The sequence below is a fragment of the Streptomyces sp. NPDC058619 genome (genome assembly GCF_042717785.1).
Taxonomy (GTDB): domain Bacteria; phylum Actinomycetota; class Actinomycetes; order Streptomycetales; family Streptomycetaceae; genus Streptomyces.
In genome coordinates, this window is sequence record NZ_JBHXQN010000027.1 from 1 (window position 1) to 23,682 (window position 23,682).

Below are 23,682 nucleotides of genomic sequence, written 5' to 3' on the forward strand. Positions count from 1 at the left end.
TCCTTCATCCCTCGCACAGCATCATTTCCAGAAGCTGCCCTACTACCAACTCCTATTCATGTTCAGGACACACCCGGCTACCAGACCCCGGCCGCCCTGCGCCGCACCGGCCGCAAGCGGCTGGAGACCTGGCTGCGCAACCGCCACGTCCGCAGCCCCGAGGCCCTCGCCACGGCGGCCCTGGAAGCGGCAGAGCGCCAGCACACCGCCGTCCCTGGGGAGAAGATCACCGCACAGGTGATCCATACCCTGGCGAAGGAGGTGATGGGCCTCAACGAGCAGATCACCGAGATCGACAAGCTCATTGCGGCCCGGTTTCGCGACCACGAACTCGCCGAAGTGATCTCCAGCATGCCCGGAATCGGCCCGCTGCTGGGCGCCGAGTTCCTTGCCGCCACCGCCGGCGACATGAGCCGCTACGCCACCGCCGACCGCCTGGCCAGCCTCGCCGGAGTCGCCCCCGTCCCACGGGACTCCGGCAACGTCAGCGGCAACCTCCACCGCCCACGGCGCTACCACCGCGGCCTGCAACGCGTCTTCTACACCTCCGCGCTGATCAGCATCCGCAACTGCGACGCATCGCGGCGTTTCTACGAACGCAAGCGTGCCGAAGGCAAGCGGCACACCCAGGCCGTCCTCGCGCTGGCCCGGCGACGGGTCAACGTTCTGTGGGCACTGATACGTGACGGACGGTGCTATCAACGCGAACTCCCGGTCACAGCGGAGGCTTGACAACGTCATTAGGAGGTGGGTCAGACCCCGCCGGGGAACGCTCACGTACATCCTCACTGTCAGTCGGGGAGCGGTGGCCGCAGGCGGACGGGGGTAGCGGACGAGGGTAGCGGGGCTTCGCAGGGCGGGCTCGACCGGTGCGTCCGCGCCCGCGAGGTCAGGTCGTGGGCGGGGGTATCGAGACGGCGCCTGCGGGCGGGGCCACCGGGATGCGGCCGGTGGCCACCCAGGTCCTGATGACCGGTTCGACGGGCGATCCGAAGGCGCCCGCCAGCAGCACGTGCAACAGGAGCTCAGCCGCCGTCGCGAGCAGCGGCGGAGAGGGGTCCTGCTCGTAGCCCTCCCGGTCGAGCACCAGTCGCCGGCTGGAAGGGACCCTCCGTCGAGCTCTGCGCGCAGGCCGCACGCCGCACGCCGCAGCATGGTCCGGTCCTTCCGGGCAGGCCCGGCAGCAGCGCGCCGCTCAGCAGCCCCTGCTGCGACGTGGGCCGGACCGTCTCCCAGCACCTGACCCGTCAGGCGAGCCGGTCACCTTCTCCCGGCACGAACTCGCCACCCACCAGTGCACTGAACCGCGCACCACCGTGGTCCTCTCGCAGTTGCAGGACGGCGCGGGACCGGACACCCGTGGTGGCCTGGCGTACGAGGGCCGGGCCGCCGAGCCTGCGCTTGCCCGAGAGGCTGAGCTCCCGCCGGTCGTCGTCCACTGCCGCGCTTCGGCCGGACGTCCTGAGCCGTGTCACGGCCGCGGAGGGAGGCCGACCTTGGCCGACTCGGGCCGGGTCGTCGAGCCGTCGTAGCGCAGCCACGTCGCCTGCACCGCGTCCTCGGCCTGCTCACGCCACGTCCCCCTCCGCTTCCGCTCGTCCCGCCCGGCCGGCCGGCCGCGTTCAGTGGGACCGGCCGGGCTCGTAGTCGCCGGCAGGCTGCCGGGCGACGACGTTCAGCGGATTCGCCGGCGGCCGACCGCCGGGTGGGAGCCGTCAGTCCTCGGTACGGTCGGCTTCCTGCTCATGCCCCAGCCACTGCTCCTGCCCCTGCCCCTGCCGCGCCACGTACCGCAGTACGCCCCACATGCTCTCGGGGCCCAGCTCGTGCGGGGCGGGTTCGCGGCAGGCCTCCAGGTCGCGGAGCAGCCCGGCGGCGTCGATGCCGGAGCCGATCAGGACCAGCTGGCTCAGGCGCGCTTCGCCCCGCCCCCACGGCTGCGGGGCGAAGCGGAGGAAGCGGCCGACCGCGTGGACCTCGTACCGCCCCCCGTGCCCGGGGACCCCGAAGTACACGAAGCCCTTGATCCGGTAGAGGCCGGGCGGGCGGCGGTCGAGGAAGTCGATGAACCGGCGCGGGGAGAGGGCCTCGCGGGAGGTGAACTCCAGGCTCTCGTACGCCGCGTGCGGGTGGGCGGCCCGGTCGTGGCCGCAACCGGGGCCGTGGGCGTGATCGGGATCCTGCGCGTGGCCCGCCTCGTGGCCCGCCTCGTGGCCCGCCTCGTGGCCCTGCTCGCGGTCCGCTCCGTGTCCGGGGCCGTCCCCCTCCGCGAGCAGGTCCTCGAAGGAGAGCTGTCCGCGGGTCTCGGTCCACGGCCGGCGGTCGAAGAGGAGCTCCGGATCGATCCGGCCGTGGTCGGCGCCGATCCGCGGGGTGCCCGGGGCGCAGAGCGTGTCGAGGACCCCCTCGATCCGGGCCCGCTCGGCGGGGTCCACCCGGTCGGTCTTGTTGAGCACCACCAGGTCGGCGACCGCCAGGTGCCGGTCGGTCTCCGGGTGCTTGTCCCGGGTCGCGTCGAACTCCGCCGCGTCCACGACCTGCACCATGCCGCCGTAGCGGACGTCCGGGTTCTCGCTGGCCATCAGCATCCGGATCATCTCCTGGGGCTCGGCCAGCCCGCTCGCCTCGATGACGATGACGTCGATGCGGTGGGCGGGCGCCGCCAGCTTCTCCAGGTACGCGTCGAGCTCGCTGCCGTCGACGGCGCAGCACAGGCAGCCGCCGCCGAGGGAGACCATCGAGTCGCCGAGCCGGCCGGCCACGGACATGGCGTCGACCTCGATCGAGCCGAAGTCGTTGACGACGACTCCGATGCGGGTGCCTCCGCGGTGGGTGAGGAGGTGGTTGAGCACGGTGGTCTTGCCCGAGCCGAGGAAACCGGCGAGGACGACGACGGGGACGGGCTGCCTGCTGTTCACCCGGTCGATCGTAGTCAGCCCGCGGCCGGGACCGGTTCCGGAGCGAGGGGTCCGGTGTAGCGGGCCGAGGGGCGGATGATCTTCGAGTCGGCGGCCTGTTCGAGGATGTTCGCACTCCAGCCGACCACGCGGGCCGCACAGAAGGTCGGGGTGAACATGGCGCGCGGCAGCCCGCACAGCTCCATGACCACGCCCGCGTAGAACTCCACGTTGGTGTGCAGTTCGCGGCCGGGCTTGAGCTCGGCGAGGATCCGCTCGACCTGGCGCTCGACCTCGACCGCGAAGTCCACGAGCGGGCCGCCGAAGCCCAGGGCGATGTCGCGGAGCATGCGCGAGCGCGGGTCCTCGGTGCGGTAGACGGGATGCCCGAAGCCCATGATCCGGTCGCCGGCGAGCACCCGCTCGCGGATCCACGGCTCGATGCGCTCGACGGTGCCGATGGCGTCCAGGGTGTCCAGGGCCCGGCTCGGGGCGCCGCCGTGCAGCGGTCCGGAGAGGGCCCCGACGGCCCCGGTCAGGCAGGCCGCGACGTCGGCGCCGGTGGAGGCGATGACGCGGGCGGTGAAGGTCGAGGCGTTGAACCCGTGGTCGATGGTGGAGATGAGGTACTGCTCGACCGCGCGGGCCCTGACCGGATCGGGTTCGCTGCCGGTCAGCATGTAGAGGTAGTTGGCGGCGTACGGGAGGTCGTCGCGCGGCTCGACCGGCTCCTGCCCCTGCCCCAGCCGGTGCAGGGCGGTGAGCAGGGTCGGTACGGCGGCGCAGGCGGCCAGCGCCTCGGCGGCCCGGCGGCCGGGGTCGAGGTCGTAGACGGGGCGGAAGCCCGCGGAGGCGCCCAGCAGCGAGAGGGCCGTCCGCAGCCCGGCGAGGGGGCCGGAGAGGGCGGTGGCCCGGGCGAGTCCCGGCAGGGCGTCCCGGACCGCGGCGGGCAGCCTGCGCAGCGGGGCGATCTCGGCGGCGAAGGCGGCCCGCTCGGCCGCGTCCGACGGGAGCGTGCCGCGGAACATGAGGTGCCAGACGTCCTCGAAGGCCCGGCTGCCGGCGAGCTCGACGGCCGAGTACTGACGGTAGTGGTAGAAGCCCTCGCGGCCCCGGACGTCACCGATTTCGGTCTCGGTGACCACGACTCCCGCGAGACCGCGGGGTACTTCGACGGTGGTGTTCATGGATCGACCATCGATGATTGACACAATCATTGTCAATATTGATTGAATCAATGTGTATAGAGTGCCGTGCATGGACGAAGCGCAACGGCTCACCACCCGGCAGGCCGCGGAGCTGCTCGGGGTGAAGCCCGCGACCGTGTACGCGTACGTCAGCCGCGGCCAGCTCACGAGCCGGCGGGACGCGGTGGGCCGCGGCAGCACCTTCGACGCGCACGAGGTGGAGGCCCTCGCCCGGCGCAGCAGGCGCGAGGCGGCGGTCCCGGCGGGGGAACTCTCCGTCCGGACCTCGCTGACCCTCATCGAGGACGACCGGTACTACTACCGGGGCGTCGACGCGGTCGAGCTGGCCTCGGCGCACCCCTGCGAAGAGGTCGCCGAATGGCTCTGGACCGGAGCCCTGCCCCGCGGGGCCCGGTTCACCGCTCCGCCCGACACCCTGGCCGCCGCCCGGCGGGCGGTGGCCGCGCTGCCCGGGCACAGCGGGCCGGTCGACCGGCTGCGGGTGGCGACGGCCGCCGCAGCTGTCACGGACCCGCTGCGCTTCGACCTCTCCCCCGAGGCCGTACTGGGCTCCGCGCGCTGCCTGATTCCGACGCTGGTCGGAGCCCTGCCGGTGCTCGGGCGGGCGCAGTGGGCCGGGGACGGCCGCACGGCCCGGCAGTTGTGGCCGCGGCTGACGGAGCGGGAGCCCGACCCGGACGCGCTGGCCGTGCTCGACCTGGCGCTCGGGCTGCTGATCGACCACGACCTGGCCGCGTCGACCCTGGCCGTACGGGTGGCCGCGTCGGCGCGGGCCCATCCGTACGCGGTGGTGTCGGCCGGACTCGGCGTCCTGGAAGGGCCGCTGCACGGTGCGGCTGGGCGGCTCGCGCACGGGATGCTGGCCGAGGCGCTGGAACGGGGCGGCGCTGCGCCCGTCGTCGCCGACCACCTGCGGGCGGGACGGCGCGTTCCGGGGCTCGGGCACCGGCTGTACCGGGGCGAGGACCCCCGGGCCGGCGCCCTGTTCGCCCGCCTGGCGGCGCTGCCGCAGGCGGGGCCCGCGCTGGCGGCCGCCCGGGAGGTGGTGGCCACGACCGCCGCCCGCAGGCCCGGGCTGTACGCCAACGTGGACCTGGCGCTGGCCGTCCTGACGGTGTCGTACGGGATGCGTGCGGAAGCCGGGGAGACCGTGTTCGCGGTGGCGCGCACGGCGGGCTGGATCGCACACGCGCTGGAGGAGTACGAGGAGCGGCCGCTGCGCATGCGGCCCAGCGGCCAGTACCAGGGTCCGCGCCCGCCGCAGCCGATGCCCTGACGGGCGCGGGCCCCCCGGCCCGCGCCCGCCGGCCCCGCGGGTCCGCCGGAAGCCCGCGGGGCCCCGCGGCTCAGGGCCCCCGCGGTTTCTTCGGCACCCGGTACACCCGGCCGCGCGGGCGGTGGTGCCGGCGGTCCGGCTGCGGCGTCAGGTCCGCAGCCAGACCGCCGTGTCCTGCGGGAGCAGCCCCGTGTCGTCATGGGCGGAGCTGCCCAGCAGGAGGCTCGTGTGGGCCGGCAGCGGGACCGGCTCCCCGGACAGGTTGGCCACGCAGAGCAGCCCGTCGGGGCGGGCGAACGCCAGCACCCCGGGCGCCGCGTGCAGCCACTCCAGCCCGCCCCCGCCGAAGCCGGCCGCCGCGCGGCGCAGCCCGAGGGCGGTGCGGTAGAGGGAGAGCATGGAGTCCGGATCGCCGTCCTGCCGGTCGGCCGCGTACGCCGGCCAGTCCGCGGGCTGCGGCAGCCACGGGTCGCTCCAGGGCTCGGCGGTCCAGGGCAGCGGCACCCGGCAGCCGTCCCGCCCGGGGTCGGTGCCGCCGGACCGGAGGTGCATCGGGTCCTGGATGCGGCCGATCGGCACGTCGGCTTCGGGGAGCCCCAGCTCCTCGCCCTGGTAGACGTACACGGCGCCGGGCAGGGCCAGCGTCAGCAGGGCCGCGGCGCGCGCCCGACGGGTGCCGAGCTCCAGGTCCGTGGGGGTTCCGAAGGCCTTGGCCGCGAAGTCGAAGCCGGTGTCGGCTCGGCCGTAGCGGGTGACCGTACGGGTCACGTCGTGGTTGCAGAGCACCCAGGTGGCCGGGGCCCCGACCGGGGCGTGCTCGGCGAGGGTCTCCGTGATGGAGGTGCGCAGCCGCTCCGCGTCCCACGGGCAGCTGAGGAAGGAGAAGTTGAACGCGGTGTGCAGCTCGTCGGGGCGCAGGTAGCGGGCGAACCGCTCGGAGTCGGGCAGCCAGACCTCCCCGACGAAGATCGCACCGTACTCATCGGCGATGGCCCGCCACGAGCGGTAGACGGGGTGCAGTTCGTCGCGGTCGATGTACGGGTGGATCTCGCCCGGCCAGGGCTCCGGCGAGCGGCCCGCCAGGTCGGGCAGGGCGGGATCCTTGGCGAGCAGGGCTGCGGAGTCGATCCGTACGCCGGCCACCCCGCGCTCGAACCAGAAGCGCAGCACCTCCTCGTGCTCCCGGCGCACGGCCGGGTGGTCCCAGTTGAGGTCGGGCTGCTGCGGGGTGAAGAGGTGCAGGTACCACTCCCCGTCCGGCACCCGCGTCCAGGTGTCGGCGCCGTTGAACTGCGAGGGCCAGTCCCCGGGGGGCAGTTCGCCGTGCTCGCCGCGACCGGGGCGGAAGTGGAACAGCTCCCGCTCCGGGCTGCCGGGGCCGGCGGCGAGGGCGGCCCGGAACCAGGCGTGCTGGTCGGACACGTGGTTCGGGACGATGTCGACGATGGTGCGGATGCCCAGCTCGCGGGCCTCGGCGATGAGCTTCTCGGCCTCGGCCAGGGTGCCGAAGGCGGGGTCGATGGTGCGGTAGTCGGCGACGTCGTAGCCGCCGTCGGCGAGCGGGGAGAGGTACCAGGGGGTGAACCAGAGGGCGTCCACGCCCAGGTCGGCGAGGTACGGGAGGCGGGCCCGGACGCCTGCGAGGTCACCGGTGCCGTCCCCGTCGCCGTCGGCGAAGCTGCGTACGTACACCTGGTAGATGGCGGCCGTGCGCCACCAGTCGGCGGCGGGTCGGGGCAGGGGAAAGTCAGCCACGGAGGGGTCCTTTCGCAGGGGGCGGCCGGGCGCGGCGGCGGAGCTGGGGCTCGGGGTGGTCAGCCCTTGAGGGAGCCCGCCGTCAGGCCGCTCATGATGTTGCGCTGGAAGATCAGGAAGATGACGAGCGTGGGCGCCGAGGCCATCGCGAGCGCGGCGATGAGGTGGTTCTCGGGGACGCCCGAGGCCAGCGAGTAGATGCCGACGTTGAGCGTTTGCAGGGCGGGGTCCGGAAGGGTCAGCATGGGCCAGAGGAAGTCCTTCCAGACGCCGACGATCGCGAAGATCGACACGACCCCGAGGATGGGTCGCGACATCGGCAGGACGATGGAGCGCAGGATGCGCAGGGCGCTCGCCCCGTCGATGGCGGCGGCGTCGAGGATCTCCTGCGGGATGGAGTCGAAGAACCGCTTCAGCAGGAAGATGCTGAAGGCGTTGGTGACGGACGGCAGCCAGATCACCCAGGGCGTGTTGAGCAGGTTCCGCTCGATGATCGGCATGTCCAGGACCGTGAGGTACTGCGGTACGACGAGGACGGTCGCCGGGATCATCAGGGTCGCCAGCATCATGCCGAGCACGGCCTTGCCGAAGACGGGCCGCAGCCGGGACAGCGAGTAGGCGGCGGCCACGTCGAGGACGAGCTGGAAGGCGAGGGCGCCGAAGGCGTAATAGAGGGTGTTGAACAGCAGCTTGGCGAGGTCCATCACCTTCCAGGCGGCTTCGTAGTTGGCGGTGTGCAGGGAGTCGGGCACCAGCGTCGGCGGGACCTGGACGAACTCCTCGGTGCTCTTGAGACCGCCCGCGACCATCCAGTAGAGGGGCCCGAGGAAGACGAGGGTGAAGCCGGCCACGACCAGGACGAGGACGGTCCAGTAGAGGATCTTGCCCCGGGTGCGGCCGAGTTGGGCCGGTGATATCAGCGTGCGCTCTGCCATGTGAAGTACTCCCCGGCGGGTTCCTGGTCAGTTCTCGTTGTCGCGGCTGAGGCGGACGTTCAGGGCGGAGAAGCCCGCGAGCAGGACGAGCAGGCACAGGCCCAGGGCCGCGGCGCCGCCGTACTGGTTGAAGCTGAAGGCGTACTGGTAGATGAGGATGACGACGGTGGTGGTCGAGCCTTCCGGGCCGGCGCCGCCGGTCAGCAGGAAGGGTTCGACGAAGACCTGCATCGTCGCGATGATCTGCATCAGCAGCATGAGCGAGAGGATGAGCTTGGTCTGCGGGATCGTGACGTGCCAGATCTTGCGCAGCAGACCGGCCCCGTCGAGCTCGGCGGCCTCGTACAGCTCGCCCGGGACGCCCTGGAGGGCGGCCAGGTAGATCAGGGTCGCGCCGCCCATGTTCATCCAGGTCGAGGCGATGACGACCGAGAGCATCGCGGTGTCGGTGGACTGGAGCCAGTCCTGCGGCGGGAGGTGCAGGAACTCCAGCGCCCGGTTGAAGAGGCCGTAGCCGGGGTCGTAGAAGTACTTGAAGAGCAGGATCGAGGCCACCGGCGGCATCATCACCGGCAGGTAGACGAGCAGCCGCAGGTAGCCCTGCGCGTGACGGAACTCGTTCAGCACGAGGGAGACCACGAAGGGGATTAGGAACCCGAAGAGCAGGGCAAGCCCGGTGAAGAGCAGGGTGTTGCGCCAGGCCTGCCAGACGTTCGGGTCCGCGAAGACGTAGCGGAAGTTGTCCCAGCCGACCCAGCGGGTGGCACCGCCCTCGGTCTTCTGGAAGGCCAGCAGGAACTCCCGGACCATCGGGTACCAGGAGAAGAAGGAGAAGCAGAGGACGGCGCCGATCAGGAAGCCGTGGGCCGTGAGGTTGCGCTTGAAGGCCCGCAGGAACTCCGCGCGGGAGTCCCGGGGCAGGGTGGGGGCCGACATCGCCGCTCGCTCCTTGGTGGATCGTCGCCGTCTGGGGGGGGAAGTGGGGCGGGTGGGGCCGGGGGGCGGGGAGGCTCACCGCCGGACCCACCCGGGCCGCTACTGGTTCCCCAGCACCTGGTTGACCGCCTTCTCCGCGTCGCCGAGGAGCTGGGCGGGGTCGGCGTCCTTGTTGGTGAGGACGCCCGACATCACCTTGTCGAGGACCTTGTAGACCTCTTGCGCCTTCACCGGTTCCGCCTTGCCGGGCACCGGGTTGTCCAGGAAGGGCTTGAAGTTGGCGACCGGCATGGTGGCGCTCGCCGCCTTCAGCTCGTCGTCCTTGATCTTGCCCGCGCCGGTGAAGAAGGCGGGCTGGGGCAGACCGACGGGCAGGCCGTCGGCCTTGCTCCGGTCGTACTGGAACTGGCCCTTGCCGATCGTGAGGGTCTTGAAGTTCAGCCACGCGATGGCGGCCTTGACCTTGTCGGGCGAGCTGCCCTTCTTGATCATGTAGCCGTTGCCGCCGGCCAGGGTGGCCGCGCCGCCGGGGATGGGGCCCATGCCGAAGTTGTCGTACTTGGCGCCGAGCTGCTGGACCATGTACGTGATGTCGTCGGGTGCGGCGAGGAACATGCCGAGCTTGTCCGAGGCCATCTGCTTCTGCAGGTCGCCCCACTTGAGCAGCTGGGTCTTGCCCATGCTGTCGTCCTCCCAGCGCATGGCGCGGAGGTTGTCGACGATCCGTCGGCCGGTGGGGTTGTTGAAGGCCGCCTTGCCGTCGGCGCCCACGACGTCGCCGCCGAGGCCGTACATGGTGGCCGTGTAGTGCCAGCCGCCGGTGTTCTCGACGCTGTACTCGCCGAAGCCGGCGACGCCGTTGCCGAGGGCCGCGATCTTCTTGGCGGCCGCCCGGACCTCCTCCCAGGTGCGGGGCGGGTTGTCGGGGTCGAGGCCCGCCCGCTGGAAGAGCCCCCGGTTGACCAGCAGGCCCATCGTGTAGTTGCTGGTGGGGACGCCGTAGAGCTTGCCGTCGCGCTTGAGGACGTCCATCACGTTCTTGTCGATGTCACCGAGCGCGGGGACCGAAGCGGGGGTGACGTACGCGGCGATGTCCTGCGCCCCGTCGTTGTCGAGCACCTGCTGGAGGTCGGTGAAGTAGGCGTAGAAGACGTCCGGCTGCGACTTGGCCTTGAGCATCGCGGTGAAGCGCGGGGGCTCCAGGCACTGACCCGGGGTGGAGCGGCCTTCGATGGTGACGTTCGGGTAGGTCTTGTTGAACTCCGCCACGTCCTCCTTCCACTGCTTGAGCTCGGCCGCCTTGGCCGCGGGCGGCATGCAGTCGATGGAGATGGTGACCTTGGCCTTCGGGTCGAGCGGGGTGGTGGCGTCGGCCGAACTCCCGCCGGCCTGGGGCTTGTCGTCGCCGCTGCTGCTCGTACCGCAGGCCGCGAGGGCGGTGACGGCGAGCGTGGAGGCGAGGGCGGCCGCGATGTTGCGGCGGACGTTGGTTCTCATCGGTGGACCCCTTCGAGCATCGGGCAGGAGGCGTGGGGGCGAGCACGGCACACTCAACCACCCCCTACAGATGAACGCAATATCTCACGCAGATTTGGTAAGTCATTGACAGACGAGCGTCGGACGCCGGACGCAAAAAGGGCTTCGGACCGTCCGATGGACGTTCCGAAGCCCTGGTCGCTTCGCCTGCGGGCCGTACGGGCCCTGCGCGCCCTACCGGCGCGGAGCCTGCGCCGTGGAGCCGCGGACCACCAGCTCCGGCTCGAAGAGGAGCTCTCCGGGCTGCACGGCGGCCCCTTGGATCTGCGCGGTGAGCAGTTCGACCGCGGCCCGGCCCATGGCCTCGATGGGCTGCCGGACGGTGGTCAGGGGCGGCTCGGTGCAGTTCATGAACGCGGAGTCGTCGTACCCCACCACGGAGACCTCCCGGGGCACGTCCATCCCCCGGCGGCGGGCGGCCCGTACGGCCCCCAGGGCCAACGGGTCGCTGGCGCAGATGATGCCGGTGACCCCGCGGTCCAGCAGCCGGGAGGCGGCCGCGTGGCCCCCCTCAAGCGAGAACAGCGTCCGCTCCACGTGGGCGGCCGGCAGCTCGGCGCCGGCGGCGGCGACCACCGCCTGGGCGGCGACCAGCTTGCGCAGCGAGGGTATGTGGTCGGGGGGCCCCAGCACCAGACCGATCCGCTCGTGCCCGAGGGAGGCCAGGTGGCGCCAGGCCTGCTCGACCGCGACCGCGTCGTCGCAGGCCACGCACGGGAACCCGAGGTCGTCGATGGATGCGTTGATCAGCACCACCGGAACCTTGCGCTCCGAGAGCAGCCGGTAGTGCTCGTGCGGGGCGTCGGCCTGCGCGAAGAGGCCTCCGGCGAAGACGACGCCGGACACCTGCTGCTGGAGCAGCAGCTCGACGTAGTCGGCCTCGGACACCCCGCCGGTGGTCTGGGTGCACAGCACCGGCGTCAGGCCCTGCTGGGCCAGGGCGCCGCCGATGACCTCGGCGAAGGCCGGGAAGATGGGGTTCTGCAGCTCGGGCAGGACCAGCCCGACCAGTCGGGCCCGCTCGCCGCGCAGCTGGGTGGGGCGCTCGTAGCCGAGGACGTCGAGGGCCGTGAGCACGGACTGTCGGGTCGCCTCCGAAACGCCCGGCTTGCCGTTGAGCACCCGGCTGACCGTTGCCTCGCTGACTCCCACCTTCTTGGCCACTTGAGCAAGTCGTCGCGTCATGAGCGCAAGAGTAGCGCAAGGAATGCAAGTTCCTTGCGGTTCGATTACAACCAGTTTGACGCACGCGAGCGCGGCCCGGAAGGGGCCGCGCGCTGGGGCCGCGGACGCCGGTGGAGCCCAAGTGGGCGTGACTGAACTGGTGGGAGCGACGGGAGCGGGGCACCCCCGGAAGGGCGCCCCGCCCGCGCACGACTACGGCAGCTGGTTGATCCTGAACGTGGACGTCGTGTTCCGCACGTCCACCGCGTTGTCGTTCATCTTCAGGTTGTGGAAGGTGACCTCGCCGACCGCGGGACCCTGCCCCGCCTCGGGCATCTCGTTCGCCCAGAGGCCGAAGCCCGACTTGGCGTCGAAGGCGTCACCGCTCTTCTTCGCGCCGGTGATGGTGATGTCCCTCAGGATGGTGTCCTTGATCGGGTTGACGGGCTGCCCTCCCACGTACTGCGTCTGGAACATGATCCCGCTGTACGTCGGGTCGACGATGTCGACGTTGTTGATCCGGATGCCCTGGAAGACCTTGGAGGCCGAGAAGACCCAGATCCCCGGGAAGGTCTGCGCGCCCCAGAAGTGACCGCCGGACCGGACGATCGAGATGTTCTCGAAGGTCGTCGGATCGGTCCCGAACCCGTTCATCGGATACCCGAAGTCCAGCGAGCTGATGGTGATGCCCGAGTAGACGAGGGTGTCGGCGATGTGGATGTTGCGGAAGGTGTTGTTGAAGCCGCCGTAGACGGCGACGCCCGCAGCGCGCCAGGTCAGGATCGTGGTCAGGTTCTCGTAGACGTTGTTCTTCATGTCCGCGCCACCCGCGTCGATCGCGGAGAACAGCGCGAAGCTGTCGTCCCCGGTGGCCCGCGCCTCGTTGTTGGTCACGAGGTTGTCCGTGCTGCCGTTGGTCATGTTGATGCCGTCGGCGAACATGTTGCGGATCCGGGAGTTCTTGATGGTGATCCGGTCGGTGTTGGCGCCCCAGTACAGGCACACCATGTGCTCGTTCCAGATGTTGTCGATGGTGATGTCGGAGACGTTGGCGAAGTCGAAGACCTTGCCGGGGCCGTCGATGCGCGACGTGTAGTTGCCGAAGTAGGCGAAGCCCGTGAAGGACGAGCCCTTCGCGGTGCCCTCCGCGCGCCAGCCGATGTCGGTGTTGTCCTGGGTCGAGGGTGCGCGGAAGCGGGTGAACCACGGCCCGGCGCCGGCCACCTGCACGGCCTTGCCGTACACCTGGAACTTGCCGGCCGTCTGGTAGTCGCCGGGCGGCAGGTAGACGCCGACGAGCTTGCCGGTGGTGTCCATCCGAACCCTGTCCAGGGCGTTCTGCACGTCTTGGTGGGTCAGGCCGGCGGGCACGGCGTAGGTCGCCGGGTCCGGGTTGGGGAGCGCGGTGGCCTGCTCCAGGCTCACGAAGTCGATCGCGTAGACGGAGGTGTTGGACGCGTCCTTCTGGAGGCGTATCCGGCTGCCCTGCGGGACGGTCTCGCCCAGCAGGATGTTGGCCTCGTCGTAGATGTGGCGGGGGGCGCCGGAGCCGGGCGAGTCGCCCGGGGAGGCCTCGGCCCCGTACAGCCACGCGTACTTGGAGGTCAGCGGCAGGGCCTTCTTGAAGACGCCGTTGACGTAGACGCTGATCGTGGAGTCGATGCCCCCGCCGCCCGGTGCGTCCGGGATGGAGAACCGCGTGACCAGGGTGTTCGTGGCGGCCCGAGTGGTGAACTCCACGTACTCGCCGGTCGCGTCGAGGCTGACCGCCTTGCGGCCCGAGGCCTCGCCCGCGATGTCGCCGATGGTCCGGTTGGGGCCGACCACCCCGGCGCCGCCGCCGACGACGCCGTCCTCGGCCTCGTACATGTCGAAGGGCATGTTCGCCCCGCGGCCCACGAAGAACGGTTTGGTGGAGGTGTTGTTGCCGCGCTTGACCGGCAGCTCGTTGGCGTCCGCGGCAAGGACCGTCCTGACGGTGTACTTGCCATTGGCGGCCGGCCAGCTGCCGAGCGCGATCGGGGCGGTGGAGGCGCCGGCGGCGAGGGCGCCGCTGAAGGAGCCTGTGAGCGTACGCACGGTGGCGCCGCCCGCGTCCAGCAGGGTGAGGGTGATCTCGTGCGTTCCGGCGGCGGCCGCGACGGCGCCCTGGTTGCGGACGGTGACGGCGAAGTTCACCGGCTGGCCCGCGGACGGGGCGCTCGGCGACCAGGTCACGGCCGACGCGACGAGGTCGGAGCTGTCGACGGGGCGGACCACCAGCGGCGATCCGGTGAAGGTGTTGTTCGTGTCGTTCTGCTCGACGACCGCGTTCGCCTCGTCGACGATCGCGCTCAGCGGGTACGTACCGGCGTCGCGCGGGCCGATGGCGGCGGTGACGGTGGCCGAGGCACCCGCGGCGAGCGCCGGCACGGCGGCGGTACCGGCCTTCGTGCCGCCGAGCTGGACGGTGACGGCGGTGGCCGCGGCCGGAGCCGGGCCGGCGTTCTTGACGGTCGCGGACAGGGTGACGGCGTCCGACTCGACCGGGGCGGCCGGGGCCGCGCTCAGCGCGGTGACCACCAGGTCGGGGTTGGGTGCCGGCACGCCGATGACCTGGAACTCCGCGATCTGCCCGTTGGAGGAGCCGGTGTTGGAGGTGAACCGCAGCTGGACGTCCGCTACGCGGGCGGTCAGCGGGATGGTGACGGTGTTCCCGGACGCCGGGCTGAACGCGTAGTCCCTGGCGGCGACCAGGCTGGTGACGGCCTGGGCGCTCTGCTCGCGGCCGAGGACCTGGATGTTCTGGGTGCGGGCGCCCCAGGAGCTGTCCGGGTTGAGCTTGAGGACGACGCGGTCGGTGTCGGCGTTGGCGCCGAGCTTGACCGTGAGGGTGCTGGGGTAGGCGCCGGCCGCGCCCTCCCAGTAGGTGGCCGTGCTGTTGTCGTTGGCGTTCTCCGCGGCGAAGGTGTGGATCACGGAGGAGCCGGCGATCGGCTTGCCGACGGCCAGGTTCGAGCCGCCGCCCCCGGCGCCGTTGCGGGTGACGGAGTTGCTGTCGCCGGAGCGGTTGCCCGCGGCGTCCTTGGCCCGCACGAAGTAGGTGACGGTGGCACTGCCCGGCTGGGTGTCGGTGAAGGTGGTCACGCCGCCCGCGACGCTGGTGCGCAGGTGGTTGTTGGCGTACACCTCGTAGCCGGTGACGCCGACGTTGTCGGTGGAGGCCTGCCAGGTGAGCTTGACCTGGCCGGTGGCGGGCTCGCTCAGGGCCAGACCGGACGGAGCCGAGGGGGCCAGGGTGTCCCCGGTCTGCGGACCGTAGATCTCCAGCTCGGAGAGCTGGCCGCCGGGCTGGACGGAGTTGAGCGAGATCAGCACGCGCAGGTACCGGGTCGTCGCGGCGTCGAAGGTGACGGACACCGCGTTGCCGCCGGCCGGTGCAAAGTCGTAGGCCTTGGAGGCGGTGAGGTCGGTGAAGTCCGAACCGTTGGCGCTGCCCTGGATCTTCAGGGTCTGGGTGCGGGCGCCCCAGCCCTCGGGCAGCCGCAGGACCACGCGGTCGACGCGGACGGAGGAGCCGAGGTCGGCCTGGATCCACTGGGGCAGGGCGTTGTTGACGCTCTCCCAGTAGCTGGCGGTGTTGCCGTCGTTGGCGTTGGCCGGCACGTAGGCCTGGGTGTTGCTGCTGGCGGTCAGGGTCTTGCCCAGGGCCAGGTTGGCGGAGGAGTCACCGGGCGCGCGGACTTCCAGCTCGGAGATCTGCGCGGCCTGCCAGCCCGTGTTGGCGGTGATGTTGATCCGCACGTAGCGGGTCTGGGTGGCGGGGAAGGTGACGGTCACCGTGTTGCCGCTGCCCTGGCCGAAGGTGTAGGAGGCCGAGTTGACCAGGATGCTGAAGCTGGTGCCGTCGGCGCTGCCCTGGACGGACAGGGTCTGGCTGCGGCTCTCCCAGGCGGCGGGCAGTTTGAGCACCACCTGGTCGACGCGGGTGGTGGCGCCCAGATCGGTCTGCACCCACTGCGGGAGGGCGCCGCCCGCGCTCTCCCAGTACGTCGACTGGTTGCCGTCGGTGACGTTGGCGGCGGTGTACGCGCCATTGGTACTGCTCGCGGCCGCGGGTCCGCCCGCGGCGATGCTCGGACCACCGGCGGCTGCGGCGGTCAGGGCGGGCCAGCCCGTCATCAACAGGGCCGTGCTGATGACGGCGGCCAGGGCGCGCCATCTCCAATGGAGCCTTCTCATATGTCCTCGTCCCTCGGGCATGAGTTTTCTGAACCAGGTGAGATAGAAATTTGCGTCGTGCGGTGCGAGAGTTGCAGAGCTTTGCTGACTCGTCTACTGCTCTGACCGCACTTTCATGGCTTCATCTCTTGCGCAAGCTGGGCGCAAATCACGCAAGCGATTTGCGTGCACCATGGAAATTCCGCTTACGCGCGAGCCGACCTACCGTTGCTCCTCATGCGGTTCCACCTCCTGAGCGCTAGGCGCATCGGGCTGCCCAGGCGGGCGGTCTCCCAGATCCTGCTGACCCAGCTGGCCATCGCCGGCGGGGTCGTCGTGCTGGCCACGGGGCTGTTCCTGGCCCCGCTCAGCGCGCAGCTCGACGACCAGGCCATGCGGCGCGCGCTGGCCATCGCGCAGAGCGCCGCGGCCGACCCGTCACTGGCCGCCGACCTCCTCGGCTCCGGGGCCTCGGCGGACGGCCCGGTGCAGGCCTCCGCCGAACGGATCCGCCGGGCGACCGGCGCCGAATACGTCGTCGTCCTGGGCCTGGACGGCATCCGGCGCTCGCACCCCAGCGCCGAGCGCATCGGGCTGCCCGTCTCCACCGACCCCGCCGACGCGCTGGCGGGCCGCGAGGTGATGGAGATCGACGACGGCACCCTGGGCCGTTCCGCCCGCGGCAAGGTGCCGCTCGTCGCCGCGGACGGCGAGATCGTCGGCGCCGTCTCGGTCGGCATCGCCTACGACAGCGTCCGCGACCGGCTGCTCGGAGTCATCCCCGGCCTGCTCGCCTACGCCGGTGGCGCCCTGGCGGCGGGCGCCATCGCCGCCTACCTGCTGTCCCGCAGGATCCAGCGGCAGACCCGGGACCTGGCCTTCTCCGACATCGCCGGCCTCCTCGCGGAGCGCGAGGCGATGCTGCGCTCCATCCGCGAGGGCGTGATCGCCCTCGACCGGCACGGCCGGGTCCGGCTGGTCAACGACGAGGCCGCCCGCCTGCTGGGCCTCGCCCCGGACTCCGCCGCCTCCTTGGCCGGACGCCCACTGGACGACGTACTCGGCACGGGCCGCACCGCCGACGTCCTCTCCGGCCGGGTCACCGGCCGGGACCTGCTGACCGTCCAGGGCCCGCGGGTCCTGGTCGCCAACCGGATGCCCACCGAGGACGGCGGCGCCGTCGCCACGCTGCGCGACCGCACCGAGCTGGAACACCTCGGCCGCGAGCTCGACTCCACCCGGGGCCTGATCGACGCCCTGCGCGCCCAGGACCACGAGCACGCGAACCGGCTCCACACCCTCCTCGGCCTGCTGGAGCTGGGCCTGCACGAGGAGGCGGTGGAGTTCGTCACCGAGGTCGCCGGGGTGCACCGGACCACCGCCGAACAGGTCACCGAGAAGGTGCACGACCCGCTGCTGGCCGCCCTCCTGGTGGGCAAGGCGACCGTGGCGGCGGAGCGCGGCGTCCTTCTGCGGCTGGCCGCGGCCACCCTCCTCCCCGACCGGCTGGTCGATCCGGGCGGCCTCGTCACCATCGTCGGCAACCTCGTCGACAACGCCCTGGACGCCGCCGCCGGCTCGGCGGAGCCGCTGGTCGAGGTGGAGCTGCGCGCCGAAGGCCGCTCCGCCGTGCTGCGGGTGCGCGACAGCGGACCCGGCGTCCCCGCCGCACGCCGCGAGGAGATCTTCACCGAGGGCTGGTCGACCAAGCAGCCCAGGGCCCACCGCGAGCGCGGGCTCGGCCTCGCCCTCGTACGCCGCCTCGCGGAGCGGCAGGGCGGCAGCGCCCGGGCCGGCGCGGCGGCGGACGGCGGGGCCGAGTTCTCCGTCGTCCTCCCGGAGGCCCTGCGGTGACCGGGACCGCCGGCGGTGTCCTGGACGTACTGGTCGTCGACGACGACGTGCGCGTCGCCCGCATCAACGCGGCTTACGTGGCGAAGGTGCCCGGCTTCCGCGTGGCCGCGCAGGCCCACTGCGCCGCCGAGGCCCTCACCTTCCTCGCCGCCCACCGGGTGGACCTGATCCTGCTCGACCACTACCTGCCGGACGAGAACGGCCTCGACCTGGTGCGCCGCCTGCGTCAACGCGGCCAGGGCACCGACGTGATCATGGTCACCGCCGCCCGGGACCTGGCGACCGTGCAGGCCGCAATGCGCCTCGGCGCGCTCCAGTACCTGGTCAAGCCCTTCACCTTCGCGGGCCTCCGCAGCCGGCTGGAGGCGTACGGGGCCCTGCGCCGCACCCTGGAGACCGGGGGCGAGGCCGAACAGGACGAGGTTGACCGGATCTTCGGCGCCCTCGCCGCCGCCGGATCCCCCAACGAACTCCCCAAGGGCCACTCCCCCACCACCGCGGACCTGGTCCGGCGGGTGCTCCGCTCCGCCGACGGCCCGCTGTCCACCCAGCAGATCGCCGACCGCGCGGGCATCAGCCGCCAGACCGCCCAGCGGTACCTGAAGCTCCTCGACCGCGCCGGCCGGGTCACCCTGGCCCTGCGCTACGGCGAGACCGGCCGCCCCGAGCACCGCTACACATGGCTCCCCTCGGAGGGCGCCTGAGTCCCCGCGGCAGACCGCCCGCGCCCGAAGCCAACCGCCCGGAGCGGACCGCCCGGAGCCGATGTGGCGGCTCGGACCGCCCGGAGCCGGCCTCCCCGCTCAGACCGCCCCGGCTCCCGTCAGGGAACGGACCTCGGTCTCCGCGTGCCGCCGCTCGTCGGGCTCCTCGCCCGACGTCGCCGTGCCCAGCCAGCCCGCCAGGAAGCCCAGCGGGATCGAGACGATCCCGGGGTTCTGGAGCGGGAAGAGCTGGAAGTCCACCCCCGGGAAGAGCGACTCCGGGCTGCCGGACACCACCGGCGAGACCAGGACCAGCAGTACGGCCGGTACCAGCCCGCCGTACACCGACCAGACGGCCCCCCGCGTGGTGAACCCGCGCCAGAAGAGCGAGTACAGCAGCACCGGCAGGTTGGCCGACGCGGCCACCGCGAAGGCCAGCCCCACCAGGAAGGCCACGTTCAGGTCCTGGGCGAGCAGTCCGAGGGCGATCGCCACCGCCCCGATCCCGACGGCGGCGGCCCGGGCCACGGACACCTCGCTGCGCTGCCGGGCGTGCCGGCGCTTCAGGGAGGCGTACAGGTCGTGCGCGACGGACGCCGATGAGGCCAGGGTGATCCCGGCGACCACGGCGAGGATGGTCGCGAAGGCGATGGCCGCCACGAAGGCGAAGAGCACCGCGCCCCCGGTGGAACCGGCGCCCCCGCCGAGGAAGGCGGCCAGCAGCGGCACCGCCGTGTTCCCGGAGGCGTTGGAGGCCCGCACCGCGTCGGGTCCCACCAGCGCGGCGGCTCCGAAGCCGAGCACGATGGTCATCAGGTAGAAGCCGCCGATGAGCCCGATCGCCCAGACCACCGACCGGCGGGCCGCCCGCGCGGTGGGCACGGTGTAGAACCGCGACAGGATGTGCGGCAGCCCGGCGGTCCCGAGGACCAGCGCGAGGCCGAGGCTCATGAAGTCGATGCGGGCGGTCCAGTCGCCGCCGTACTTCAGGCCCGGACCGAGGAAGCGCGCCCCGTGCCCGCTTCGGTCGGCGGCGCTGGTGAGCAGCTGGTCGAAGTTCCCGTGGAAGCGGAGCAGGACGAGCACGGTCAGGGTGATCGCCCCTCCCATCAGCAGCACGGCTTTGACGATCTGGATCCAGGTGGTGGCCCGCATCCCGCCGAAGGACACGTAGACCACCATCAGCGCGCCGACCCCGATCACGGTCAGCGTGCGGGCCGCGGCGCTGGAGTTGCCGAGCAGCAGACCGACCAGGCTGCCCGCGCCGACCATCTGCGCGACGAGGTAGAGCACCGAGACGACGACCGAGGAGGTACCGGCCGCGATCCGCACGGGCCGCTCGCTCATCCGGGCGGCGACCACGTCGGCGAGGGTGAAGCGGCCGCAGTTGCGGACCAGTTCGGCGACCAGGAACAGCACCACCAGCCAGGCGACGAGGAAGCCCACCGAGTACAGCAGGCCGTCGTAGCCGAAGAGGGCGATCAGTCCGGAGATGCCAAGGAAGGAGGCGGCGGACATGTAGTCGCCCGCGATGGCGAAACCGTTCTCCATCGGCGAGAAGAGGCGCCCGCCCGCGTAGAACTCCTCCGCCGAACCGTGCCGGTTCCGGCTGACCCAGGTGGTGATGCCCAGGGTGACGGCGATGAAGAGGCTGAAGAGGATCAGCGCGAGTGTCTGGTGTTCGGTGGTCACCGGCCCCTTCCCCTCGCCCGGCTGCGCTCCTGGCCGCGTTCCTGCTCGAAGACGGTCCAGCGCAGGTCGAGGGCGGCCCGGTCCCGGCGCAGCCGCGCGTGCCGGGCGTACGCCCAGGTCAGCAGGAAGGTGCTGAGGAACTGCCCGAGCCCCGCCAGCATGGCCACGTTGACCGCGCCCGCCACGGGCCGGGCCATGAGGCCGGGCGCCGCGGTGGCGGCGACCACGTAGGCCACGTACCAGAGGAAGAAGCCGGCGGTGGCGGGGACGACGAACCTGCGGTAGCGGCTGCGGACCTCCTGGAAGGCGGCGCTCCGCTGCACTTCGAGGTAGATGTCGGATGCGCCGGGCGCGGGCCGGCCTCCGGGGGCCGGGCTCGGCGGGGACGTTTCCTCACCCTCGCCCCAGCCGACGGCCAGCGCGTCGTACCAGGGGTCGTCCAGCCGGATCGTTCCGGCATCGCGACCTGCGTGCTTGTCCACCGAACTCTCCTTGTCCGCCGCCGCATTGGCCGCGTGCTCCCAAGGATGTGTCGAGTGGCCGCTCTCCGGACTGGTGTCCCGGTGCTCTTCACTCCATCAGGTGATGGAGTGAAGAGCACCGGTGTGCCGTGGCCCCGAGCGTGCCGGTCGCCGGCGCCCGGTCAGGCGTCGATGCGCGAGCGGTCCAGCGTCGCCGCGGAGCTGGTGATGAACTCCTTGCGGGGGGCCACCTCGTTGCCCATGAGCAGGTCGAAGACCTGCTCGGCCCCGTCCAGGTCGCCGATGTTGATCCGGCGCAGGGTGCGGAAGCGGGGGTCCATGGTGGTCTCCGCCAGCTGGTCCGCGTCCATCTCGCCGAGGCCCTTGTAGCGCTGGATCGAATCCTTGTACCGGATGTTCTTGCGCTGGTACTCCAGCAGGGTCTGGCGCAGCTCGTTGTCCGAATACGTGTAGACGTACTTGTCCTGGCCCTTCTTGGGCTGGACCAGCTCGATCCGGTGCAGCGGCGGCACAGCCGCGAAGACCCGGCCCGCTTGGACCATCGGCCGCATGTACCGCTGGAAGAGCGTGAGCAGCAGGCAGCGGATGTGCGCGCCGTCGACGTCGGCGTCGACGAGGAGGACGATCTTGCCGTAGCGGGCGGCGTCGATGTCGAAGGTCCGGCCCGAGCCGGCTCCTATGACCTGGATGATCGCGCCGCACTCGGTGTTCTTGAGCATGTCCGAGACGGACGACTTCTGGACGTTGAGGATCTTGCCGCGGATGGGCAGGAGGGCCTGGAATTCGGAGTTCCGCGCGAGCTTGGCGGTGCCCAGGGCGGAGTCGCCCTCGACGATGAAGAGCTCGCTGCGGTCCACGTCGTCGCTGCGGCAGTCGGCCAGCTTGGCGGGCAGCGAGGAGGACTCCAGCGCGGTCTTGCGGCGCTGGGCCTCCTTGTGCTGGCGGGCCGCGATCCGGGTCCGGGCCGCCGCGACGATCTTCTCCATCACGGAGCGCGCCTGCTGCTTGTCGTCGCGCTTGGTGGAGGTCAGGAACGCCTTGAGCTCCTTGGCCACCACCGCGGCGACGATCCGGGCGGCCGCGGAGGTGCCGAGCACCTCCTTGGTCTGGCCCTCGAACTGCGGCTCGGCGAGGCGGACGGTGACGACGGCCGTCATGCCCTCCATCGCGTCGTCCTTGACCACGTCGTCCTCGGCCACGCGCAGCAGCTTCGCGGAGCGCAGCACCTCGTTCACGGTCTTGGCGACCGAGCGCTCGAAGCCGGAGATGTGGGTGCCGCCCTTGGGGGTGGCGATGATGTTCACGAAGGACTTGACGTTGGTCTCGTAGCCCGTGCCCCAGCGCAGGGCGATGTCCACGCCGAGCTCGCGGGTGACCTCGGTGGGGGTCATGTGGCCGAGGTCGTCCAGGACCGGCACGGTCTCCTTGAAGGTGCCGGTACCGGTCAGGCGCAGCACGTCGCAGACGGCCTTGTCCTGGGCGAGGTACTCGCAGAACTCGCTGATCCCCCCGTCGAAGCGGAAGGTCTCCTCCGTCTTGCCGGAGCCGTCGAGGCCGCGCTCGTCGCGCACGACCAGGGTCAGGCCGGGGACGAGGAAGGCGGTCTGGCGGGCGCGCTGGTAGAGCGTGTCCAGGTTGAGCCGGGCGTCCTTGAGGAAGATCTGCCGGTCCGCCCAGTAGCGGACCCGGGTTCCGGTACGGCCCTTGGGGACCCGCTTGGCCTTGCGCAGGCCGTTGGCGGGGTCGAAGGGGCTGTCGGGACCCTGCTCGGTGAACATCCCGGGGACGCCGCGGCGGAAGCTGATGGCGTGCGTCGCGCTGTTGCGGTCGACCTCGACGTCCAGGCGGGCGGAGAGGGCGTTGACGACGGAGGCGCCGACGCCGTGCAGGCCGCCGGAGGCCGCGTACGAGCCGCCCCCGAACTTGCCGCCGGCGTGCAGCTTGGTCAGGACGACCTCGACGCCGGACAGGCCGGTCTTGGGCTCGACGTCCACGGGGATGCCGCGGCCGTTGTCCCGGACCTCCACGGAGGCGTCCTCGTGGAGGATGACCTCGATGTGGTCGCAGTAGCCGCCCAGGGCCTCGTCGACCGAGTTGTCGATGATCTCCCACAGGCAGTGCATGAGACCCCGGCTGTCGGTGGACCCGATATACATGCCGGGGCGCTTGCGGACGGCCTCCAGCCCTTCGAGGACGAGCAGGTGCCGCGCGGTGTAGTTGGAACCGTCCCGGTCTGCTCCGGACAGCAGCGCGCTGGAAGGCACGGACGTGTCGGCGGTCACGCAGTTCGCTCCTCGCTGAATTTCTTTTCTGGCCCGGTCGGGCGCAGGGGTGGCTAGCTTGCCGGTCGAAGGGTACCGAGGCCTGGTAGAGCCGATGTAACGCCACCCTCGCGCGCCGCTCAGCCTAGTGCAGATCCGCACGGATGTTCGATCCCCCGTGGGGGTGAAGCAAACATCACGTTCCCTTCCAGGCATGAACCATTTAGTGTTCGGGCACGTCCTCATGAACAACCTGGCACTCACGCCGGGGAGGATGGAACTGCAAGAAGCCAACGACTGACAACGCGAAACCGTAAAGCAACGCAATACGGCTCCTTCGCCGCCAACCGGCAACAGCCGGCCAGCTTCGGAAGGAAGTTTCGAGGAAAAGCCGCGAGCGGGAACGTTTTCGGCCTGGTTGGATGTTGACCCTGGTACGACAGCTCGTCGAGCTAGAGAAGAGGCGACGTGACTACTGTTCTGACACCCGCGACCCCGCTGACGGCCGCTGACCGATGCGACCGTTGCGGCGCCCAGGCATATCTGCGCGTCGTCCTGCTGAGCGGCGGTGAACTGCTCTTCTGCGCCCACCACGGTCGCAAGTTCGAGCCGGAACTCAAGAAGATCGCCGCGGAAATACAGGATGAGACCGAGCGGCTCACGTCCGCTCCGGCAGCGACTGCCGCCGAACCCGAGGACCGCTGACACACGGCCTGCACCTCGCATCCGACGAGCCAGGACCGGCCAGGCCGGTCGACGGGCGCTCCCCCTGTAACCGGGGG

Annotated in this window: 18 protein-coding genes and 1 pseudogene; 5 read left to right on the forward strand and 14 right to left on the reverse strand. The window is 71.4% G+C overall.

Annotation, left to right across the window (positions count from 1 at the left end):
• Positions 1-732: transposase (locus ACFWTC_RS24355; protein WP_384074544.1), on the forward strand; the 732-nt coding region annotated here is incomplete at its 5' end.
• Between the two features lie 157 nt (positions 733-889).
• Here ACFWTC_RS24355 and ACFWTC_RS24360 read toward each other — a convergent pair.
• The 5 genes and pseudogenes from ACFWTC_RS24360 to ACFWTC_RS24380 all read right to left on the reverse strand — a co-directional run bounded on the left by ACFWTC_RS24360 (position 890) and on the right by ACFWTC_RS24380 (position 4,084).
• Complete coding sequence (locus tag ACFWTC_RS24360; protein ID WP_384028181.1) at positions 890-1,087, reverse strand: hypothetical protein; 198 nt, start codon at positions 1,085-1,087, stop codon at positions 890-892.
• A 160-nt stretch (positions 1,088-1,247) separates the two neighbouring features.
• The gene (locus tag ACFWTC_RS24365) at positions 1,248-1,439 is read right to left on the reverse strand and encodes a hypothetical protein (RefSeq protein WP_383929995.1); all 192 of its coding nucleotides are present in this window, start codon (positions 1,437-1,439) and stop codon (positions 1,248-1,250) included.
• Between the two features lie 24 nt (positions 1,440-1,463).
• Positions 1,464-1,567, reverse strand: a pseudogene (locus ACFWTC_RS24370) (RNA polymerase subunit sigma-24); the annotation flags it as partial.
• Positions 1,568-1,715: 148 nt separating this feature from the next.
• Complete coding sequence (locus ACFWTC_RS24375) at positions 1,716-2,918, reverse strand: CobW family GTP-binding protein (protein ID WP_384028180.1); 1,203 nt, start codon at positions 2,916-2,918, stop codon at positions 1,716-1,718.
• A gap of 14 nt (positions 2,919-2,932) precedes the next feature.
• Positions 2,933-4,084 carry a citrate synthase gene (locus ACFWTC_RS24380; protein ID WP_384028179.1) on the reverse strand — a complete coding sequence of 384 codons (1,152 nt, stop codon included), beginning with the start codon at positions 4,082-4,084 and terminating at the stop codon, positions 2,933-2,935.
• Positions 4,085-4,154: 70 nt separating this feature from the next.
• Between ACFWTC_RS24380 and ACFWTC_RS24385 the strand changes: the two genes are divergently transcribed.
• Complete coding sequence (locus ACFWTC_RS24385) at positions 4,155-5,381, forward strand: citrate synthase (protein ID WP_383929961.1); 1,227 nt, start codon at positions 4,155-4,157, stop codon at positions 5,379-5,381.
• A 147-nt stretch (positions 5,382-5,528) separates the two neighbouring features.
• On the opposite strand, the gene ACFWTC_RS24390 is transcribed toward ACFWTC_RS24385, so the two are convergent.
• From ACFWTC_RS24390 to ACFWTC_RS24415, 6 genes are all read right to left on the reverse strand, one after another.
• The gene (locus ACFWTC_RS24390; protein WP_384028178.1) at positions 5,529-7,136 is read right to left on the reverse strand and encodes a glycoside hydrolase family 13 protein; all 1,608 of its coding nucleotides are present in this window, start codon (positions 7,134-7,136) and stop codon (positions 5,529-5,531) included.
• A 59-nt stretch (positions 7,137-7,195) separates the two neighbouring features.
• Complete coding sequence (locus ACFWTC_RS24395) at positions 7,196-8,071, reverse strand: carbohydrate ABC transporter permease (protein ID WP_383929966.1); 876 nt, start codon at positions 8,069-8,071, stop codon at positions 7,196-7,198.
• 27 nt (positions 8,072-8,098) lie between these two features.
• Entirely contained in the window at positions 8,099-9,007 is a 909-nt protein-coding gene (locus tag ACFWTC_RS24400) for a carbohydrate ABC transporter permease (protein ID WP_384028177.1), read from the reverse strand.
• Positions 9,008-9,106: 99 nt separating this feature from the next.
• Positions 9,107-10,504, reverse strand: coding sequence for an ABC transporter substrate-binding protein (locus ACFWTC_RS24405; RefSeq protein WP_383929972.1), 1,398 nt, complete (start codon positions 10,502-10,504; stop codon positions 9,107-9,109).
• A 213-nt stretch (positions 10,505-10,717) separates the two neighbouring features.
• Positions 10,718-11,728, reverse strand: coding sequence for a LacI family DNA-binding transcriptional regulator (locus ACFWTC_RS24410; RefSeq protein WP_383929974.1), 1,011 nt, complete (start codon positions 11,726-11,728; stop codon positions 10,718-10,720).
• Positions 11,729-11,920: 192 nt separating this feature from the next.
• On the reverse strand, positions 11,921-15,928 hold the full coding sequence (locus ACFWTC_RS24415) for a discoidin domain-containing protein (RefSeq protein ID WP_384028176.1): 4,008 nt from the start codon (positions 15,926-15,928) through the stop codon (positions 11,921-11,923).
• 216 nt (positions 15,929-16,144) lie between these two features.
• Here ACFWTC_RS24415 and ACFWTC_RS24420 point away from each other — a divergent pair, with 216 nt between their 5' ends.
• On the forward strand, positions 16,145-17,761 hold the full coding sequence (locus ACFWTC_RS24420) for an ATP-binding protein (RefSeq protein WP_384028175.1): 1,617 nt from the start codon (positions 16,145-16,147) through the stop codon (positions 17,759-17,761).
• Positions 17,758-18,465: a response regulator gene (locus ACFWTC_RS24425; RefSeq protein WP_384028174.1), complete on the forward strand. Its 708-nt coding sequence runs from the start codon at positions 17,758-17,760 to the stop codon at positions 18,463-18,465. Before ACFWTC_RS24420 ends, ACFWTC_RS24425 begins: the two co-directional genes overlap by 4 nt.
• A gap of 99 nt (positions 18,466-18,564) precedes the next feature.
• Here the strand turns inward: ACFWTC_RS24425 and ACFWTC_RS24430 are convergent, their stop codons facing one another.
• The 3 genes from ACFWTC_RS24430 to ACFWTC_RS24440 form a co-directional block, all read right to left on the reverse strand.
• Entirely contained in the window at positions 18,565-20,157 is a 1,593-nt protein-coding gene (locus ACFWTC_RS24430) for a cation acetate symporter (RefSeq protein WP_383929986.1), read from the reverse strand.
• Positions 20,154-20,639, reverse strand: coding sequence for a DUF485 domain-containing protein (locus ACFWTC_RS24435; RefSeq protein WP_383929989.1), 486 nt, complete (start codon positions 20,637-20,639; stop codon positions 20,154-20,156). The genes ACFWTC_RS24430 and ACFWTC_RS24435 overlap by 4 nt, the downstream gene beginning before the upstream one ends.
• Positions 20,640-20,800: 161 nt before the next feature.
• Positions 20,801-22,921 carry a type IIA DNA topoisomerase subunit B gene (locus ACFWTC_RS24440; protein WP_383929991.1) on the reverse strand — a complete coding sequence of 707 codons (2,121 nt, stop codon included), beginning with the start codon at positions 22,919-22,921 and terminating at the stop codon, positions 20,801-20,803.
• Between the two features lie 447 nt (positions 22,922-23,368).
• Between ACFWTC_RS24440 and ACFWTC_RS24445 the strand changes: the two genes are divergently transcribed.
• Positions 23,369-23,605, forward strand: a complete 237-nt coding sequence (locus ACFWTC_RS24445; protein ID WP_351273481.1) for a hypothetical protein — start codon at positions 23,369-23,371, stop codon at positions 23,603-23,605.
• The last annotated feature ends 77 nt before the right edge of the window (positions 23,606-23,682 follow it).

Bases quoted from the DNA above. Each gene is read 5' to 3' on its own strand.
- ACFWTC_RS24420 (WP_384028175.1), top strand. From the start codon at position 16,145: ATGCGGTTCCACCTCCTGAGCGCTAGGCGCATCGGGCTGCCCAGGCGG.
- ACFWTC_RS24415 (WP_384028176.1), bottom strand. From the start codon at position 15,928: ATGAGAAGGCTCCATTGGAGATGGCGCGCCCTGGCCGCCGTCATCAGC.
- ACFWTC_RS24410 (WP_383929974.1), bottom strand. From the start codon at position 11,728: ATGACGCGACGACTTGCTCAAGTGGCCAAGAAGGTGGGAGTCAGCGAG.
- ACFWTC_RS24395 (WP_383929966.1), bottom strand. From the start codon at position 8,071: ATGGCAGAGCGCACGCTGATATCACCGGCCCAACTCGGCCGCACCCGG.
- ACFWTC_RS24405 (WP_383929972.1), bottom strand. From the start codon at position 10,504: ATGAGAACCAACGTCCGCCGCAACATCGCGGCCGCCCTCGCCTCCACG.
- ACFWTC_RS24400 (WP_384028177.1), bottom strand. From the start codon at position 9,007: ATGTCGGCCCCCACCCTGCCCCGGGACTCCCGCGCGGAGTTCCTGCGG.
- ACFWTC_RS24380 (WP_384028179.1), bottom strand. From the start codon at position 4,084: ATGAACACCACCGTCGAAGTACCCCGCGGTCTCGCGGGAGTCGTGGTC.
- ACFWTC_RS24385 (WP_383929961.1), top strand. From the start codon at position 4,155: ATGGACGAAGCGCAACGGCTCACCACCCGGCAGGCCGCGGAGCTGCTC.